Origin of the sequence: Acidovorax sp. HDW3 (assembly GCF_011303755.1) — a bacterium.
GTDB lineage: Bacteria > Pseudomonadota > Gammaproteobacteria > Burkholderiales > Burkholderiaceae_C > Paenacidovorax.
In genome coordinates, this window is record NZ_CP049885.1 from 1640672 (window position 1) to 1657767 (window position 17096).

Consider the following 17096-nt stretch of genomic DNA (forward strand, 5'->3'; position numbering starts at 1 on the left):
ACAAAGACACCGACGATGAAAAAACCCATTCTTCAGAACCTGGTCGAAATGACCGGCCTGCGCGACCATTTGCGGCTTGAGTTGTCGGTGCTCTCCACCTTGTTGGCACTGCCGGGGGTGATCGACATCCGTGCGCTGGAGCTCTACAGCCGCGACGACCAGACCTGGGTGCGCCCGCGCACCTGGCGCGATGCCGATGGGCAGCTGCAATCGACCGACACCGAGGCCGCCCTGGACGCCTGCAGTCAACCCCTGAGCGCCCACCCCGACCTGCAGCAATGCATCAACAACCGCAGCGCCAGCGCCCAGCACGCCCCGCGCCGGGGACGCTACATGCTATGGCTGCCCGTGTGGGTGGGCGAGAAGGTGCACACCTGCCTGGAGATCACACAGTCGCGCGCGATTTCACCGCGCCGGCTCGACGTCATCCTGGGGGTTTTTCAGGTTTATAAAAACTACCAAAGCCTGCTCGACTACAGCGAGCGCGACGCCCTCACCGGGCTGCTCAACCGCAAGACCTTCGACGAGCAATTCGCCCGCCAGGCCGCCGCCGCTGCCATAGCCGAAGCAGCCGACGCCATGGACACCGACAGCGACGGCCCGCTGCTGCAGTGGCTGGCGGTGATCGACATCGACCATTTCAAGCAAGTCAACGACCGCTTTGGCCACCTCTACGGCGACGAGGTGCTAATCCTCATGGCCAACCTGCTGCGCAGCTCCTTTCGCAGCCGCGACCGGGTGTTTCGCTTTGGCGGCGAGGAATTCGTCGTCCTGCTGCGCAACGCCACCTTGGCCACGGCGCGCAGCGCCTTCGAGCGCTTTCGCACCCTGGTGCAGGCGCACAGCTTTCCGCAGGTGGGGCACGTCACGGTCAGCATAGGCTTCGTCGGCACACACAGCGGCTCACCGGTTGAAATCCTCGGCCAAGCCGACCAGGCGCTGTACTTTGCCAAGGAAAACGGCCGCAACCAGGTGCGCTACTACAACGACCTGATCGCCAGCGGCCACCTGCGCCAGCAAGTGGCGCACGACGACGTCGAGCTGTTTTAACCCCGCTGACATACAAAAAGCCCCCCGGCATCGCCACCGGGGGGCTTTTTGCTCTGCAGCAACCTGAGCGCGCTTACACGCGTTCGCTCACCCAGCCCTGCACAGTGGCCAGCGCCTGCGCCAGCGCGGCGGGGTTGGTGCCGCCGGCCATGGCCATGTCGGGCTTGCCGCCGCCCTTGCCGCCCACCTGCTGGGCGACGAAGTTGACCAGCTCACCAGCCTTGAGCTTGCCCACGGCGTCGGGCGTGACGCCGGCGGCCAGCTGCACCTTGTCGCCATCGACGGCGGCGAGCACGATGGCGGCGCTCTTGAGCTTGTCCTTGAGCTTGTCCATGGTGTCGCGCAGGGTCTTGGCATCGGCGCCGTCGAGCTTGGCGGCCAACACCTTGAGGCCCTTCACGTCCACCGCCTGGGTGGCGAGTTCGTCGCCCTGGCTGGATGCGAGCTTGCCCTTGAGCTGGGCGAGTTCTTTTTCCAGCGCCTTGATGTGTTCGAGCGTGCCGGTGATGCGCGCCGACAGCTCGGCCACAGGTGCCTTGAGCGTGCCAGCGGCCTGGGCCACGGTGGCTTCCAGCCCTTGCAGGCAGGCCAGTGCGTTCATGCCGGTCACGCCCTCCACGCGGCGGATGCCAGCGGCCACGCCGCTTTCGGCCACGATTTTGAACAGGCCGATGTCGCCCGTGCGCGCCACGTGCGTGCCGCCGCACAGTTCGCGGCTGCTGCCGATGTCGAGCACGCGCACGGTCTCGCCGTACTTCTCGCCAAACAGCATCATGGCGCCGGTTTGCTGCGCGCTTTCGATGTCCATCACCCGCGCCTGGGTGGCGGCGTTGGCCAGGATTTCCTCGTTCACCCGGCGCTCGATCTCGCGGATTTGCGTGTCGCTCACCGGCGCGTTGTGCGTGAAGTCAAAGCGCGTGCGCTCGGCGTTGACCAGGCTGCCCTTTTGTTGCACATGGCTGCCCAGCACCTCGCGCAGCGCCTTGTGCATGAGGTGGGTGACGGAGTGGTTGCGCACGGTGGCGGCGCGCAGCGCGGTGTCCACCTCGGCCTGCACGGCATCGCCCACGTTCAGGCTGCCGGACTCCAGCACGCCGTGGTGGCCATAGACGTCGGCCTTGATTTTTTGCGTGTCCTGCACGGCAAAGCGGGCGTTGGTGGCGTTTGTGGCGCTGATGACGCCCTGGTCGCCCACCTGGCCGCCGCTTTCGGCGTAGAACGGCGTGCGGTCGAGCACGACAACGCCGTTTTGACCGGCTTTAAGGCTGGTAACGCTTGTCCCGTCTGCGTAAAGCGCTACGATTTTTGCAGCATCGGCCAGCTGCTCGTAGCCGGTGAATGCGTTGCCTGCGCCCTGGTAGTCCAGCGCCTTGTCCATCTTGAACTTGCCTGCTGCGCGGGCAGTGTCTTTTTGGTGCTGCATGGCGGCGGTAAAGCCCGCCTCATCCACGGTCACGCCGCGCTCGCGGCACACGTCGTTGCTCAGGTCCAGCGGAAAGCCGTAGGTGTCGTGCAGCTTGAAGGCGACGTCGCCGGGCAGCACCTTGGCATCGCCAGAGAGGGTGTTGTCCAGAATCTCCATGCCATGCGCCAGGGTCTCGAAGAAGCGTTCTTCTTCCACGCGCAGCACCTCGGTGATGCGCTGTTGCTGCTCGGCCAGGCGCGGGTAGGCTGCGCCCATTTGCGCCACCAGCGGCGCGACGAGCTTGTGGAAGAACGGCGTCTTCTGGCCCAGCTTGTAGCCGTGGCGGATGGCGCGGCGGATGATGCGCCGCTGCACGTAGCCCCGGCCCTCGTTGCTGGGGATGACGCCATCGCTGACCAAAAACGCCGTGGCGCGGATGTGGTCGGCAATCACCTTGAGCGAGGGGTTGGCCACATCCTGGCAGCCGGTGGCCTGCGCAGCGGCTTGGATGAGCGCGGCGAACAGGTCGATCTCGTAGTTGCTGTGCACGTGCTGCAAGATGGCGGCCAGGCGCTCCAGGCCCATGCCGGTGTCCACGCAGGGGGCGGGCAGCTTGGTGAGGCTGCCGTCCTCGTGCATCTCGAACTGCATGAACACGTGGTTCCAGATTTCGATGAAGCGGTCGCCGTCTTCATCGGGGCTGCCCGGGGGGCCGCCGGGGATGTGCGCGCCGTGGTCGTAGAAAATTTCCGAGCAGGGGCCGCAGGGGCCGGTGTCGGCCATCATCCAGAAGTTGTCGCTCTTGTACTTGCCGCCCTTGTTGTCGCCAATGCGGATGATGCGCTCGGGCGGCAGGCCGATGACCTTGTGCCAGATGTCGTAGGCTTCGTCGTCCTCGTGGTACACGGTGGCCAGCAGGCGCTCAGCGGGCAGGCCGTACACCTTGGTCAGCAGCTCCCAGCCCCACTCGATGCTCTCGCGCTTGAAGTAGTCGCCAAAGCTCCAGTTGCCCAGCATTTCAAAAAACGTGTGGTGGCGTGCGGTGTAGCCCACGTTTTCCAGGTCGTTGTGCTTGCCGCCGGCGCGCAGGCACGCTTGCACGCTGGCTGCGCGCACGTAGCTGCGCTTGTCCGTGCCCAGGAACACGTCCTTGAACTGCACCATGCCGCTGTTGGTGAACATCAGCGTCGGGTCGTTGCCCGGCACCAAGGGGCTCGAAGCCACCACGGTGTGGCCCTTGGAGGCAAAAAAGTCCAGGAAAGACTTGCGAATGTCGGCAACGGAGAAAGGGGTTGTGCTCATGGTCAGAGTGTGTGTGCGGGGCGCGCCCAGGCGGCGCCAGTCCGTGGGGACGAACCTGCGATTATAGATTTCGCCCCTCACCAGCGCTGCCTGCAGCAGTATGCTGGCGCCTTTGCCGTTCTGGAGCCCCGCCATGCCCACACCTGCCTCGCCCCTGTCCCTGCTGCAAGACCCGGGCCTGCTGCGCACCGAGGCACTCATTGGCGGCCAATGGCAGGCTGGCAGCACCCGCTTTGCCGTGCACGACCCGGCCACCGGCGAGCTGCTGGCGCAGGTGGCCAACCTGGGCGCATCCCAGGCGCAAGATGCCATTGCCGCCGCCGAAGCCGCCGGCCCCGCCTGGCGCACCCTGGGCGCCAAGGGGCGCAGCCAGCTGCTGCGGCGCTGGTTCGATCTGCTGCTGGCGCACCAGGACGATCTGGCGCTGCTGATGACGGCCGAGCAAGGCAAACCCCTGGCCGAAGCACGCGGCGAAGTGGCCTACGGCGCCAGCTTTGTCGAGTGGTATGCCGAGGAGGCCAAGCGCGCCAACGGCCAGAGCCTGCCGGCCTGGGATGCCAACAAGCGCATCTTCGTGCTGCGCCAGCCCATCGGCGTATGCGCGGCCATCACGCCCTGGAACTTTCCGCTGGCCATGATCACGCGCAAGGTGGCGCCTGCGCTGGCAGCGGGCTGCACCGTGGTCATCAAACCTGCCGAGCAAACCCCGCTCACCGCCCTCGCCGCCGCCGAACTGGCGCAGCGCGCCGGCCTGCCAGCGGGCGTGCTCAACGTCCTCAGCGCCGACGGCGCGCAATCGGTCGCCATCGGCCAGGTGCTGTGCGCCAGCCCGGTGGTGCGCCACCTCTCGTTCACCGGCTCGACCGAGGTCGGGTGCATCTTGATGGCGCAATGCGCGCCCACGGTCAAAAAACTCGCACTCGAACTCGGGGGCAACGCACCCTTCATCGTCTTTGACGACGCCGACCTCGACAGCGCCGTCGAAGGCGCTTTTGCCAGCAAATACCGCAACGCCGGCCAGACCTGCGTCTGCAGCAACCGCTTTTACGTGCAAAGCGGCATTTACGAAGATTTCGTCGCCCGCCTGGCCGCCCGGGTGCAGGCGGCCCAGGTTGGCAACGGCCTGACGCCGGGGGTGCAGATCGGGCCGCTGATCGACGAAGCGGCGCTGGCCAAGGTGCAGGCGCATATCGACGACGCCCTGGCCCTGGGTGCACGCCTGGTCACGGGTGGCCAGCGCCTGCAGCTGCCCGGCGGCGGCGCCTTCTACGCCCCCACGGTGCTGGCCGACGCCCACGCCGCCATGCGCTGCGCAAGCGAGGAAACTTTCGGCCCGCTGGCACCCATTTTTCGCTTTGACACCGAGGCCGAGGCCGTGGCTGCCGCCAACGCCACCGAATTCGGCCTGGCGAGCTACTTCTACAGCCGCGACATGGGCCGCATACTGCGCGTGGGCGAAGCGCTGGAGTACGGCATGGTGGGCGTCAACACCGGGCTGATCTCATCGGAGCAGGTGCCGTTTGGCGGCGTCAAACAGTCGGGCCTGGGGCGCGAGGGCGGGCAAGCTGGGCTGGACGAATACCTGGAGAGCAAATACCTCTGCTTGGGCAACGTGCTCGGTGACGTACCGCAATAAATGCCTGCACAGAGCCTGCCTATGCGGCTGAATTTTTCGATAGCATCGAGCATTCTTCCAGCCTGACGAGCCCCCCTCTTGCCCACCGCCCCCACCAAGCGCTACGCCATCACCCAGCGCCTGTCCCTGAGTATCTGGGGGCTGTTTCTGGTGCTGTTGCTGCTGCTTTCGGCCCTGGGCTACGCCGCCTTGCACCTGAGCGCGGGCAAGATCGTGCCCCTGGTGCTGCAGCAAATGGTGCAGCTCAAGGCCGAGGCCAGCGAAAAACTCTTTGAGCAGGCCGACGACAGCGTGCGCCGCCTACGCCTGGCGCTGGTGCAGCGCCTGGACGCGCAGGCCACGGAGCGCTCCATACCCGAACGCTTTGACCGCCTGTTTGCCCGCAGCCCCGATGGCCTGTGGCGCCTGCGGCCCGACAAGGTCGATCCCGAACACGCCCCCACCCTCTACCTGCACGCCGGCGCACAGGGGCCGGACGCATCCACGCGGCTGCGCGCCGTCGTCAGCTACGAGCTGCTGCGCGAGCAGGGGCCGGCCCTGGTGCCGCCGTTCTTCTCGGTCTATATGGACTTTGTGGAAGACGGTTTGATGGTGTACGCCCACGACATCGACTGGGGCGGCAACGCCGACGCCCAGGCCAGCAACGCCAACTACCCCACCATGCGCGGCGCCGACCCAGCACGCAACCCCGAGCGCAAAATTTTCTGGACACCGGTGTACCTCGACCAGCAAGCGCAAACCTGGATGGTGTCAGTCATCGCCCCGCTGGACTGGCAAGGGCGCTGGGTGGGCACGGTGGGGCACGACCTGTCGGTGCAAACCTTGATCGACGCCGTCGCCGCCGGCGAAGACGGCCCCAGCCAGCAGCTCATCATCGACAACACCGGACACCTCATCGCCCACCCGCAACTGCGCCAGCGCATTGCCGCCGCCGATGGCCGACTCGACATGGCCAGCCTCAACGACCCCCTGCTGCTGCAGGTGCAAAGCCTGCTCGCAGCCAGCCCAGGAGGCCAAGGCGTGGAGCGCACGGCAGACGGCAGCCACTGGGTGGCCTGGTCGAGCATTCGGGGGCCAGGCTGGTACCAGGTCATGCTGCTGCCGCAGGCGCAGGTCAACCAGCTGCTGCTGTTGGGGCTGGCCATTTTGTTCGGCGTGGGCACCGTTGCCCTGCTGCCAGGGCTATGGGCGCTGCGCGAGCAGCTGCGCGAACAAGTCACGCTGCCGCTGGAGCAGCTGACCCAGGCCGTCGATGCGCTGGGCCAGGGCCAGGCCCCGCAGCGCCTGCCCATCCACAACCACGACGAAATCGGCCACCTGGCGCAAGCCTTCAACACCATGGCCGCCGAGCTGCAGCAGCAGCGCCAATTGCAAGCCGAGCACGCCCAGGCGCTAGAGCAGCAGGTGCAAGAACGCACCCAGGCCCTGGGCCGCCTGCACGAGGAGCGCACCCGGCTGCTGGCCCTGCTCGGTGCCATGGACAGAGGCATTTTGTTTGCCAGCGCCCAGGGCCACGTCACCTACAGCAACGCACAATTTTTGCGCCTGTGGGGTCTGGCCAAAGACGCCCTGAGCCATTCCCGTGCCGAAGGCCGCGTTCTTGCTGCCATCACGCCGCAGCTGCAGCAAAGCGAGCGCTTTACCCAGCAGCTGCAGCACATCCTGGCGCAGCCGCAAGAAAACGGGCACATGGCGCTGGAGCTGCACGATGGGCGCAGCCTGCAGCTTGACGCCTACCCCGTGCGCGATACCCACAACCACCCCATGGGCCGGCTCTGGGTGTGCGAGGACGTCACGCACAAGCGGCGCACCACCGAGCAGCTGCTGCACCTGGCCGAGCACGATGCGCTCACCGGGCTGTACAACCGCAGCCGCTTCGAGCAGGCGCTCGAACGCTTTTTCACCACCACGGGCCGTGAACCGCAGCCCGCAGCCCTGCTGTGCTTTGACCTGGACGATTTCAAATACGTCAACGACACCTTCGGCCACCAGGCCGGCGACCAGCTGCTCGTGCGCGTAGCCAGCAGCGTGCGCACCGTGGTGCGCGAGGGCGACATCCTGTGCCGCCTGGGCGGGGACGAATTCGCCATCTTCATGCCCTACGCCAGCGCCGACGACGGCGAACAGCTGGCAGTGCAGGTGCAACAGGCCATCGCCCAAACGCCGCTGCACATTGCCGAGCAAACGCTGCGCCTGGGCAGCAGCCTGGGCCTGGCGCATTGCCCCGGCGACGCCAGCGACGCCCAAGAGCTGCTCGCGCACGCCGACGCCGCCATGTACCAGGCCAAGGCCAGCGGCAAGAACCGCATCAACCGCTACCGCGCCGACCGCGATGGCTCGCAGGCAATGGTCACGCGCATGGCCTGGAGCGAGCGCATCGCCCAGGCCCTCACACACGGGCGGCTGCGCCTGCACTACCAGGGCGTGTACCACGCCCAGACCGGCGAGCTCGCGCACCTCGAAGCCCTCATCCGCATGGTCGATGAGTCCGACCCCACGCGCCTGATTGCCCCGGCAGAATTCATCGGCCACGCCGAGAAAACCAACAAAATCCTCGACATCGACCGCTGGGTCATCCGCGAGAGCGTGCGCGTGCTGGCCACACACCCCCAGCTGCCGGCACTGGCCATCAACATCTCGGGGCGCTCATTCGACGACCCACAGCTGCCCGCCTACATCAGCGACGAACTGCAGGCCCAGGGCGTACGCCCGCAGCGCCTGCTGGTGGAGCTGACGGAAACCTCCGCCATCTCCGACCTGAGCGACGCCGAGCGCTTCATCGCCGCCCTGCGCCACAACGGCTGCAGCATCTGCCTGGACGACTTCGGCACCGGCTTTGCCTCGTTTGCCTACCTCAAGCAGCTGCGCGTGGACGTGCTCAAGATCGACGGCCTGTTCATCCGCAACCTGCCCCAGGATCGGGACAACCAGGCATTCGTGCGCTCCATCATCGAAGTCGCCCACGGCATGGGCAAGCACACGGTGGCCGAATTCGTCGAAGACGAAGCCACCCTGCACATGCTCCAGGCCATGGGCGTGGACATGGTGCAGGGCTACCACCTGGACAAACCGCAGGCCGAGCATCCCGCGCTGGCCCCACGCCCGGCCCTATAATGCGAGGCTTCGCGGGTGTAGTTCAATGGTAGAACGGCAGCTTCCCAAGCTTCATACGAGGGTTCGATTCCCTTCACCCGCTCCAAATCGACTTTCCAGGCACTTCCAGCGAAAGCGCCCTGCAGCTAGTGCAAACTGGCAAAAAAGCAACAAAAAATAATGTGCGAGATTCCTGCGCATGAGTGGATTGCCAGTGAAGAAGAAAGCACTCCCGTCCGAATCAGCCGCAGCTTCACTCAAACCGTGACAGCTATGTGTCAAGTCCCGCCTGTTTGTAAACACGCTTCTTGAACAATTCCGGCTTTTTTGCATACCAATCCTTCAACGCCTGAACGGGTGAAACGTGCTTGAGTGCACGCTGTGGAATCTGGTGGTTGTAGGTTTTGACGTAGTTCATCAATGTGGCCTCCAGCTGCGCTGCCGATGCAAAGCGCGTTTGCCTGACGATTTCGCTGATACGCCCGTTGAAGCGCTCCACCATGCCGTTGGTCTGTGGGTGACGCGGCGGACACAGCCGGTGCTCAATGCCCAACGCCTTGCAGCGCACATCGAACTTGTGCCGCCCGCTGGGTTCGCGTTTTTTGTTCGTGAACCGATCCGTGAACTGACTGCCGTTGTCGGTGAGTAGTTTGACGATCTTCATGGGTGCTGCACGCTCCAGACGCTCCAGGAAGTCCACGCTGGAGTCCTCGCTCTGGTCGGCATAGATGTGCATGAACACCCAGCGCGTTGCCCGGTCTATGGCCACGAACAGATAGCGCCGCTGGCGCTCGTCGGGCATCTGCGGCAGGTATTTGATGTCCACATGCACAAAGCCTGGTTCATAGTCCTTGAAGGTCTTGACGGGCTTGTCAGCAGTGCCTGCGTCGGCCTGGGCCTGGGCCTGAAGTTCACGCAAACTGGAGACACCGTGGCGGCGCAAGCAACGATCCAGACCTGCACGGGAGACCTGCGGGTTCACAAACTCTCGCACCACCGCCAGCAGGTCATCCAGGGGCAGAAACAGCAGGCGGCGCAGCTCCACAGCGATGGCCTCTTGCACGGGCGAGAGCGTGGTATGCAGCGTGTGCGGACGGTGCGAGAGATCATCCGGGCTGTCTCGGTGCTTCCATTTGCGTGCTGTCGCACGGTTGATGTTGTAGCGATCGGCCAGTTCTGCAATCGATGCTGACGAAGCTTTAATCTCGGCTCTCGTACGCGGTGTGGTTCGTGCTTGCGCGTGCACTTGGCTCATGTCGATTGCTCCTGTTTGAAGGATTCCACCACGTTGCGCATTACCTCTCTTGCTTGGAAGAATGCCCAACTCCTGTGGGGTATATGATCACACGAGATGGGACAGTTACATCCATTAGAAGTGGCAACACCATCCCTTTGTCATTCAGACCCTTTTTCCCCAAAGATCACAAACACTCACAACGCCTGCAGCTGCCGCCGGCTGGCAAAGGCCCGCTCCTGCCCCGTCACCGGGTCGCAAAACGCCAGTTCCCGTGCCAGCAGTTGCAGGGGGCGGGAATAGTCGCCCGGCGGCGGGTCATTCACCTCGGGGTAGAACGCGTCGCCACGCAGCGGCAGGCCGAGCGCGGCCATGTGTACGCGCAGCTGGTGGCGCTTGCCGCTCACCGGTTCGAGGCGGTAGCGCGCCCAGGGGGCGGCCACTTCGATGATGGACATGCGCGTGCAGCTGTTGGCCTCGCCCGGCGCCTCGTGCATCCGAAAGAAGTGCCCGCATTCCTGCAGCCGGCTGCGGTGTTCGCGCGGAAAGTGCAGCTCTGGGCGCCAGGGGGCGATGGCCTCGTACACCTTGTGCACGCTGCGCTCGCGAAACAGCGCCTGGTAGCGCCCGCGCGTGGCGCGTTGCACTGAAAACAGCACCAGGCCGGCGGTGTCACGGTCGATGCGGTGGATGGGCGAGAGCTCGGCCAGACCCAGCGCACGCTTGAGGCGCACCAGCAGCGTGTGCTGCAGGTAGGCGCCGCCGGGCACCACGGGCAGGAAGTGCGGTTTGTCGGCCACCAGCAGGTGCTCGTCCTGGTAGAGCACTTCGGCCTCGAAGGGGATGGCCGCCTCCTGCGCCAGCGCCCGGTAGTAGTACAGGCGAATGCCGGGGGCGAAGTTGCGTTCGGGCGTGACGCACTGGCCGAACTCATCCACCACCTCGCCCGCTGCCATGCGCTGGCACCAGTCGGCGCGCGCCACGGCGGGCAGGCGCTGGCACAGGAAGTCGAGCAGGCTGCCCTGGCCCTGCGACGGCAGTACGACGCAGCTGGGGTTGACGCCGTCGCGCATGGGTAGCACGCGCGGGTCGTGGGGGTTGTGCATTTTTACTATTGTTTTTATAGCTGCTCACGCTTGCCAGATAAGCGCTAGAAGCGTTTTTTATTCAGAATCCAGGGCCGCTGCCAACTCCTCGGCCCAGTCGTACAGCGCCGCCAGCAGCTCTTGCGCACGCTCGTCGTCGCGCTCCTGGGCCTGCTCCATCAGCGGGTCGATGCGGTCGAACAGGGCCTGCACCGTCAGGCCCCCGCCAGCGCCGTGCAGCAGGCGTGCGGCGCAATGCGCCAGCCAGCGCTGCTGCTCGGGCGGCGTCAGGCTGGCGGGGTGGTTGCGCGCGCGCCAGCGAAACACCAGCTCCGGCAGGCGCGGGTCGTCAAAGCCCGGGTGCGCCTGCGCCAGCTCCGCCGGCGCCAGGGCGCGCAGGCGGTTCAGGCGCTGGCGGTCTTCGTTGCCGATGAAGCCGCCGTACAAGTCCTGCTCCACGTCCGGCGCCTCGGCCGGGGCCGGGCGCGCAAACGCCTCGGCCCAGAGCGCGCTCATGTCCGGCAGCGCGCGCGCGGCCTCGGCGTGGCGCGCGGCCTGCGCCAGGTCTATGCCCCAGCGCTGGGCCAGCGCGGGCGTGAGGGTGTTGAGGTTGCCCACCACCATGGGCGATTTGTTCAGGTGCACGCTTTTGAGCGCCAGGCGCGTCACGCCCTCGGGCAGGTCGGCCTGGCGTGTGAACAGGCGCTGGCGCAGTTCGTCTGCGCCCAGGCTGGCGAGCACCGAGGGGTCTTGCGCCAGGTCCCAGGCCAGCAGCTCGTTTTTGTTCGTCGGGTGGCTCGCCAGCGGCCACATCACGGCCAGGCAGCCGCGCTCGGTGCCGAACATGCCCGAGACGTGCAGGAATGGCCGTGCCGTCTGCTGCGTGGTCGGCAGGCGCAGCTCCTGCGCCACGCGGTCTTTCTTGTGCAGCGACAGGGCAAAGTCGAACAGGCGCGGGTTGTGCTGGCGCACCAGGCGCGCCAGGGCGATGGTGGCGCGCACGTCCGAGAGCGCATCGTGCGCCGCCTCGTGCGCAATGGCATTGGCGCGGCACAGGTCTTCGAGCTTGAAGCTGGGCGTGCCGTCGTCCTTCTTCGGCCAGACGATGCCGTCCGGGCGCAGGGCGTAGCACATGCGCACCACGTCGAGCAAATCCCAGCGGCCGCATTGGTTTTGCCACTCGCGCGCGTAGGGGTCGATCAGGTTGCGCCAGAACAGGTGGCGCGTGACCTCGTCGTCGAAGCGGATGGTGTTGTAGCCCACGCCAATGGTGCCCGGCTGCGCCAGCTCGGCCTCGATGCGGCGTGCGAACTCGTGCTCGGGCACGCCTTTTTCCAGGCACAGCTGGGGCGTGATGCCGGTGATCAGGCAGGCCTCGGGCTCGGGCAGGTAGTCGGGCGCCGGGCGGCAGTAGAGCATCAGGGGCGCGCCGATCTCGTTCAACTCGGCATCGGTGCGGATGCCGGCGAACTGCGCCGGGCGGTCGCGCCGGGGCGTGGCGCCAAAGGTTTCGTAGTCGTGCCAGTAAAAAGTGTGCATGGTGTGCTGCCGCTGCGGCGCCCCTGCGCCGATGAAGGCGCAAGTATGCCGGGACAATGGCGCCATGAAAGCTACGCCCCGCCCCCAGCTTCCCCGGCCTCCCCTGCTGCCCTGCCTGCTCACCAGCGCCGCCCTGCTCGCCGGCTGCGCCAGCCCCTTGCCCACCCCCGCCCCCACCCAGCCGCCAGACGGCCACCACCGCGCCGCGCCGCAGGCCACGGCCTTTGCCGATTGGCTGCGCAGCGTGGGCGACGAGGCCATTGCCGCCGGCCTGCACCCCGAGCGCGTGCGCCAGGCCCTGGGCCAGGCCGAGCTGCTGCCGCGCGTGATCGAGCTCGACCGCGCCCAGCCCGAGTTCACGCGCCAGCCCTGGACGTACCTCGACAACGCCGTCTCGCCCCAGCGCATCACCCAGGGCCGGGCGGCGCTGGCAGCGCAGCAACCGGCCTTGCAGGCGGCGGCCCAGCGCTACGGCGTGCCGGCGGCCATCGTCACCGCCATCTGGGGCGTGGAGAGCAATTACGGCCAGAACTTTGGCAGCTTCAGCACCCTCAGCGCCCTGGCCACGCTCGGCTTCGAGGGCCGGCGCCAAGCCTGGGCGCGGCGCGAGCTGCTGGCGGCGCTGACCACCATCGACCAGGGCGACATCGCGCCCGAACGCATGATCGGCTCCTGGGCCGGCGCCATGGGGCACACGCAGTTCCTGCCCTCGGTCTACCTGGCGTACGCCGTGGACGCCGATGGCGACGGCCGGCGCGACATCTGGGCCAGCGTGGCCGACGTCGCCGCCTCCACCGCGCATTACCTGGCGCGCTCGGGCTGGCGCGCGGACGAGCCCACGCTGGTCGAGCTGCAGCTGCCGCCCGACTTTGACTGGCAGCAGGCCGACCCCGCCGTGCGCCAGGACAGCAGCGCCTGGGCCCGCGCCGGCCTGCGCGGCATCGACGCCAGCGCCCTGCCGCCCCTGGCCGACGCCTCGGTGCTGGCCCCCGCCGGTGCGCAGGGCCCGGCGCTGCTGGTGGGGGCGAATTTTCGCGCCCTGCTGCGCTACAACAACGCCATCAACTACGCCCTCGCCGTGGCCCTGCTGGCGCGCCAGATCGAGGGCAACAGCGGCCTGCAAACGCCCTGGCCGCGCAGCGAGCCGGCGCTCTCGCGCCCGCAGGTGCAGGCGCTGCAAACGGCGCTCAACGCCCTGGGCCTGCAAGCGGGCGCGGCCGACGGCCTGCTCGGCCCGGCCACCAGCGCCGCCCTGCGCCGCTACCAGCGCAGCCAGGGCCTGACGGCCGACGGCTTTGCCACGCGCGCCCTGCTCGAACGCCTCACGGCCAGCGCACCGTAAACCCAGCCCTCCACCCAGGTGCTGAAAGCAAAACACCCCGCCGCAGCGGGGTGTTGTCGCCTTCGAGCGCGCTTACAGGGCCTGCAGAGCGGCCTGGATTTTCTCCAGGGCGTCGTCCGTGATCAGGCCGCCCGAGAACTTGGCCACCGTGGCCAGGGCCATGCCGCCGGCCATGCCGATCTGCGGATGCGCGGAAATGCCCGGCAGGTACTGCTCCAGGATGGCCTTGGTGGCATCGCTGGCGAGCAGTTCACGCACGGTGGATTCGATGGAGTACGCCATGGGTCACTCTTTCTTTGGGATGTGGGGGCCTGCCAAAACCCGGCGCGGCGGAATTGCCGCTGGCCGGGCGGGGCGCGGCGCCACCGCCTTCCGCACCCCTGTCTCCGGGCCCGCACTCTACGGCACGGGCGGCAGCTGCAGTAGAGGGATCAGTCCTTGAACTGCGGCGTCTGCTTCATCATGCCCGCCGTCATGGCGGCCATCAGGTCGTCGCTTTGCAGCATGGCGGCGTTCCAGGTGGCGACGTAGTTCAGGCCATCGGCCACGCTGTGGTCGCGGGCGTAGTTGAGCATTTCCTTGCTGCCGCGAATCGACAGCGGCGACTTGGCGGCAATGCTGGCGGCAATCTCCTGCACCCCGGCGTAGAGCGCCTCGCGCGTCTCGAACACGCGGTTGACCAGGCCGATCTGCTGCGCCTCGGCCGCGCCGAGCTTGCGCCCGGTGTAGGCCAGCTCGCGCGTGATGCCCTGGCCCACGAGCTTGGGCAGGCGCTGCAGCGTGCCGACGTCGGCCACCATGCCGATGTCGATTTCCTTGATGGAGAAACTCGCGTCGCTGCTGGCGTAGCGCATGTCGGCGCACACCACCAAGTCCACCCCGCCGCCAATGCAGGCGCCGTGGATGGCGGCCAGCACGGGCTTGCGGCAGCGCTCCAGACTGGTGAGGGTGTCTTGCAGATCGAGGATGACGCGGCGCAGCTTCTCACGCTGGCGGCCCTCGCAGTCGTCGGCAATCTGCGCCGGCATCTGCATCATCATCGCCAGGTCAATGCCGGAGCAAAACAGCTTGCCCTCGGCGCGCAGCACGGCCACGCGCACCGCCGGCGTGGCATCGACCCAGCCAAACACCTGGCGGATTTCCTGCCACATGGCGGCGTTCATGGCGTTGGCCTTGTCCGCACGGTTGAGCGTGACGGTGGCGACCGCTCCCTCCAAGGTGACGCTGAGGGTTTGCAGCTGCAGGCCGGTCACGTTCGATTTTTCAGGGTCTTTTTGGCCGCTAGCGCTTGCTGGCTGCGCGTTAGCAGCTCCTGTTTTAGGAGCAACTTCGCCCCCCAGGCGCAGCGCCAGCTCGGTGCCCTGCTTGATGGCGCGCTTGGCGTCCAGCTCCGCCGCCTTGTCCGCGCCGCCGATCAGGTGCACGGCCACGCCCTGGGCCTCCAGCGCGGCTTGCAGCGCGCGGTTGGGGTCTTGGCCGGCGCAGACGATGACGTGGTCCACCGGCAGGGTTTTCTCCTGGCCATCAACAGTGATGTGCAGGCCGGCGTCGTCCACCTTGCGGTACGCCACGCCAGCGAGCATGTGCACGCCCCGGTTTTTCAGGCCGGTGCGGTGGATCCAGCCGGTGGTCTTGCCCAGGCCCTCGCCCACCTTGCTGCTCTTGCGCTGCAGCAGCCAGATGTGGCGCGGCACTTCGCCAATCTGGCCCGGCTTGACGCCGCCGCGCAGGCTGCCGGTGGTGTCCACGCCCCATTCGGCAAAGAACTTGGCTTGGTTCAGGCTGGCGCTTTGGCCTTCGTGCAGCAGGTATTCAGAGACGTCAAAGCCAATGCCGCCGGCGCCAATCACCGCCACTTTTTCGCCCACGGGCTTTTTGTCGCGCAGCACGTCCAGGTAGCCCAGCACCTTGGGGTGGGTGATGCCTTCGATCTCGGGCAGGCGCGGCGTGATGCCGGTGGCCAGCACCACTTGTTTGAAACCGGCTTGCAGCAGGTCGTCGGCGCTCACGCGCTGGCCGAGCTGGACGGTCACGCCCGTGTGCTTGAGGCGTTCGCCAAAGTAGCGCAGCGTCTCGTAGAACTCCTCCTTGCCCGGAATTTGCTTGGCCACGTTGAACTGGCCGCCAATCTCGCTGGCGGCGTCAAACAGCGTCACCTCCAGCCCGCGCGCCGCCGCCTCGGTGGCAAAGGCCAGGCCAGCGGGGCCAGCGCCCACGACCGCAACGCGCTCTTTTTTCGGCAGCGGCAGGGGCACAAGGATGGTTTCGTGGCAGGCGCGGGGGTTGACCAGGCAGCTGGTGATCTTGCCGCCAAAGGTGTGATCCAAACAAGCCTGGTTGCAGGCGATGCAGGTGTTGATGTCCTGGCTGCGGCCCTGGGCGGCTTTGTTGACGAACTCGGGGTCGGCCAGGAAGGGCCGGGCCATGCTCACCATGTCGGCCTGGCCGCTGGCGAGCACTTCTTCGGCCACCTCGGGCGTGTTGATGCGGTTGGTGGCCACCAGCGGAATGCCGACCTTGCCCTTGAGCTGCTCGGTGACCCAGGCGAAGGCGGCGCGCGGCACCTTGGTGGCTATTGTTGGGATGCGCGCCTCGTGCCAGCCGATGCCGGTGTTGAGGATGGTGACGCCGGCTTGCTCCAGCGCCTGCGCCAGCTGCACCACTTCTTCTTGCGTGGAGCCGCCTTGCACCAGGTCGAGCATCGAGAGGCGGAAGATGAGGATGAAGTTGGCCCCCACGCGCTCGCGGGTGCGGCGCACGATTTCCAGCGCAAAGCGGATGCGGTTGTCATAGCTGCCGCCGTAGATGTCATCGCGCTGGTTGGTCTGCGCGGCGATGAATTCGTTGATCAGGTAGCCCTCCGAGCCCATGATCTCCACGCCGTCGTAGCCCGCGCTTTGCGCCAGGGCTGCGGCGTTGGCGTAGTCCTCCACGGTTTGCTGCACTTCTTCGGTGCTCAGCGCCCGGGGGGCGAAGGGGCTGATCGGCGCCTTCAAGGCGCTGGGCGCCACCATGTCGGGGTGGTAGGCGTAGCGGCCAAAGTGCAGGATTTGCATGCAAATCTTGCCGCCAGCGGCGTGTACGGCCTCGGTCACCACCTTGTGCTTGTCGGCCTCGTGCTGCGTCGTCATGGCCGCGCCGCCGGGCATGGGGCGGCCTGCGGCGTTGGGGGCGATGCCGCCCGTCACGATCAGGCCCACACCGCCGCGCGCACGCTCGGCGTAGAACGCGGCCATGCGCTCAAAGCCGTTGGGCGCTTCCTCCAGGCCCACGTGCATGGAGCCCATGAGCACGCGGTTTTTCAGCGTGGTAAAGCCCAGCTCCAGCGGGGCGAGCAGGAGGGGGTATGGCGTGGCGGCAGAGGTCATGGTGGGGTCTTTCCTGGGACAAAAGCGGTCATCTATGCAACC

10 protein-coding genes, 1 tRNA gene and 1 pseudogene are annotated in these 17096 nt (G+C 66.8%); 5 read left to right on the forward strand and 7 right to left on the reverse strand.

From position 1 onward, the window contains the following. Nucleotides 1-15: 15 nt before the first annotated feature. Nucleotides 16-1050, forward strand: coding sequence for a GGDEF domain-containing protein (locus tag G7045_RS07430; protein ID WP_166159051.1), 1035 nt, complete (start codon nt 16-18; stop codon nt 1048-1050). A 73-nt stretch (nt 1051-1123) separates the two neighbouring features. Here the strand turns inward: G7045_RS07430 and alaS are convergent, their stop codons facing one another. Continuing rightward, on the reverse strand, nt 1124-3757 hold the full coding sequence (alaS, locus tag G7045_RS07435; protein WP_166159052.1) for an alanine--tRNA ligase: 2634 nt from the start codon (nt 3755-3757) through the stop codon (nt 1124-1126). Nucleotides 3758-3890: 133 nt separating this feature from the next. Here alaS and G7045_RS07440 point away from each other — a divergent pair, with 133 nt between their 5' ends. From G7045_RS07440 to G7045_RS07450, 3 genes are all read left to right on the forward strand, one after another. Next, entirely contained in the window at nt 3891-5393 is a 1503-nt protein-coding gene (locus G7045_RS07440; RefSeq protein ID WP_166159053.1) for an NAD-dependent succinate-semialdehyde dehydrogenase, read from the forward strand. 78 nt (nt 5394-5471) lie between these two features. After that, nucleotides 5472-8507 (forward strand): EAL domain-containing protein, encoded by a 3036-nt coding sequence (locus G7045_RS07445; RefSeq protein WP_166159054.1) that lies wholly within the window; start codon nt 5472-5474, stop codon nt 8505-8507. Nucleotides 8508-8518: 11 nt separating this feature from the next. Next, nucleotides 8519-8592, forward strand: a tRNA-Gly gene (locus tag G7045_RS07450). Between the two features lie 165 nt (nt 8593-8757). Here G7045_RS07450 and G7045_RS07455 read toward each other — a convergent pair. The 3 genes from G7045_RS07455 to sbcB form a co-directional block, all read right to left on the reverse strand. After that, the gene (locus G7045_RS07455; protein WP_166159055.1) at nt 8758-9741 is read right to left on the reverse strand and encodes an IS481 family transposase; all 984 of its coding nucleotides are present in this window, start codon (nt 9739-9741) and stop codon (nt 8758-8760) included. Between the two features lie 176 nt (nt 9742-9917). After that, nucleotides 9918-10826 carry a pseudouridine synthase gene (locus tag G7045_RS07460; protein WP_166159056.1) on the reverse strand — a complete coding sequence of 303 codons (909 nt, stop codon included), beginning with the start codon at nt 10824-10826 and terminating at the stop codon, nt 9918-9920. Nucleotides 10827-10883: 57 nt separating this feature from the next. Beyond that, entirely contained in the window at nt 10884-12344 is a 1461-nt protein-coding gene (gene sbcB, locus G7045_RS07465) for an exodeoxyribonuclease I (RefSeq protein ID WP_166159057.1), read from the reverse strand. A gap of 64 nt (nt 12345-12408) precedes the next feature. On the opposite strand from sbcB, the gene G7045_RS07470 reads away from it, so the two are divergent. Further along, on the forward strand, nt 12409-13686 hold the full coding sequence (locus tag G7045_RS07470) for a lytic murein transglycosylase (RefSeq protein ID WP_166159058.1): 1278 nt from the start codon (nt 12409-12411) through the stop codon (nt 13684-13686). A gap of 72 nt (nt 13687-13758) precedes the next feature. On the opposite strand, the gene G7045_RS07475 is transcribed toward G7045_RS07470, so the two are convergent. The 3 genes and pseudogenes from G7045_RS07475 to G7045_RS07480 form a co-directional block, all read right to left on the reverse strand. After that, the gene (locus G7045_RS07475; protein ID WP_166159059.1) at nt 13759-13968 is read right to left on the reverse strand and encodes a hypothetical protein; all 210 of its coding nucleotides are present in this window, start codon (nt 13966-13968) and stop codon (nt 13759-13761) included. Nucleotides 13969-14117: 149 nt separating this feature from the next. Beyond that, on the reverse strand, nt 14118-14939 hold the full coding sequence (locus G7045_RS14685; protein ID WP_240919312.1) for a crotonase/enoyl-CoA hydratase family protein: 822 nt from the start codon (nt 14937-14939) through the stop codon (nt 14118-14120). Nucleotides 14940-15023: 84 nt separating this feature from the next. Beyond that, nucleotides 15024-17054, reverse strand: a pseudogene (locus tag G7045_RS07480) (FAD-dependent oxidoreductase); the annotation flags it as partial. Between the last annotated feature and the right edge of the window lie 42 nt (nt 17055-17096).

Bases quoted from the DNA above. Each gene is read 5' to 3' on its own strand.
- G7045_RS07430 (WP_166159051.1), top strand. From the start codon at position 16: ATGAAAAAACCCATTCTTCAGAACCTGGTCGAAATGACCGGCCTGCGC.
- alaS (WP_166159052.1), bottom strand. From the start codon at position 3,757: ATGAGCACAACCCCTTTCTCCGTTGCCGACATTCGCAAGTCTTTCCTG.
- G7045_RS07440 (WP_166159053.1), top strand. From the start codon at position 3,891: ATGCCCACACCTGCCTCGCCCCTGTCCCTGCTGCAAGACCCGGGCCTG.
- G7045_RS07455 (WP_166159055.1), bottom strand. From the start codon at position 9,741: ATGAGCCAAGTGCACGCGCAAGCACGAACCACACCGCGTACGAGAGCC.
- G7045_RS07460 (WP_166159056.1), bottom strand. From the start codon at position 10,826: ATGCACAACCCCCACGACCCGCGCGTGCTACCCATGCGCGACGGCGTC.
- sbcB (WP_166159057.1), bottom strand. From the start codon at position 12,344: ATGCACACTTTTTACTGGCACGACTACGAAACCTTTGGCGCCACGCCC.
- G7045_RS07470 (WP_166159058.1), top strand. From the start codon at position 12,409: ATGAAAGCTACGCCCCGCCCCCAGCTTCCCCGGCCTCCCCTGCTGCCC.
- G7045_RS07475 (WP_166159059.1), bottom strand. From the start codon at position 13,968: ATGGCGTACTCCATCGAATCCACCGTGCGTGAACTGCTCGCCAGCGAT.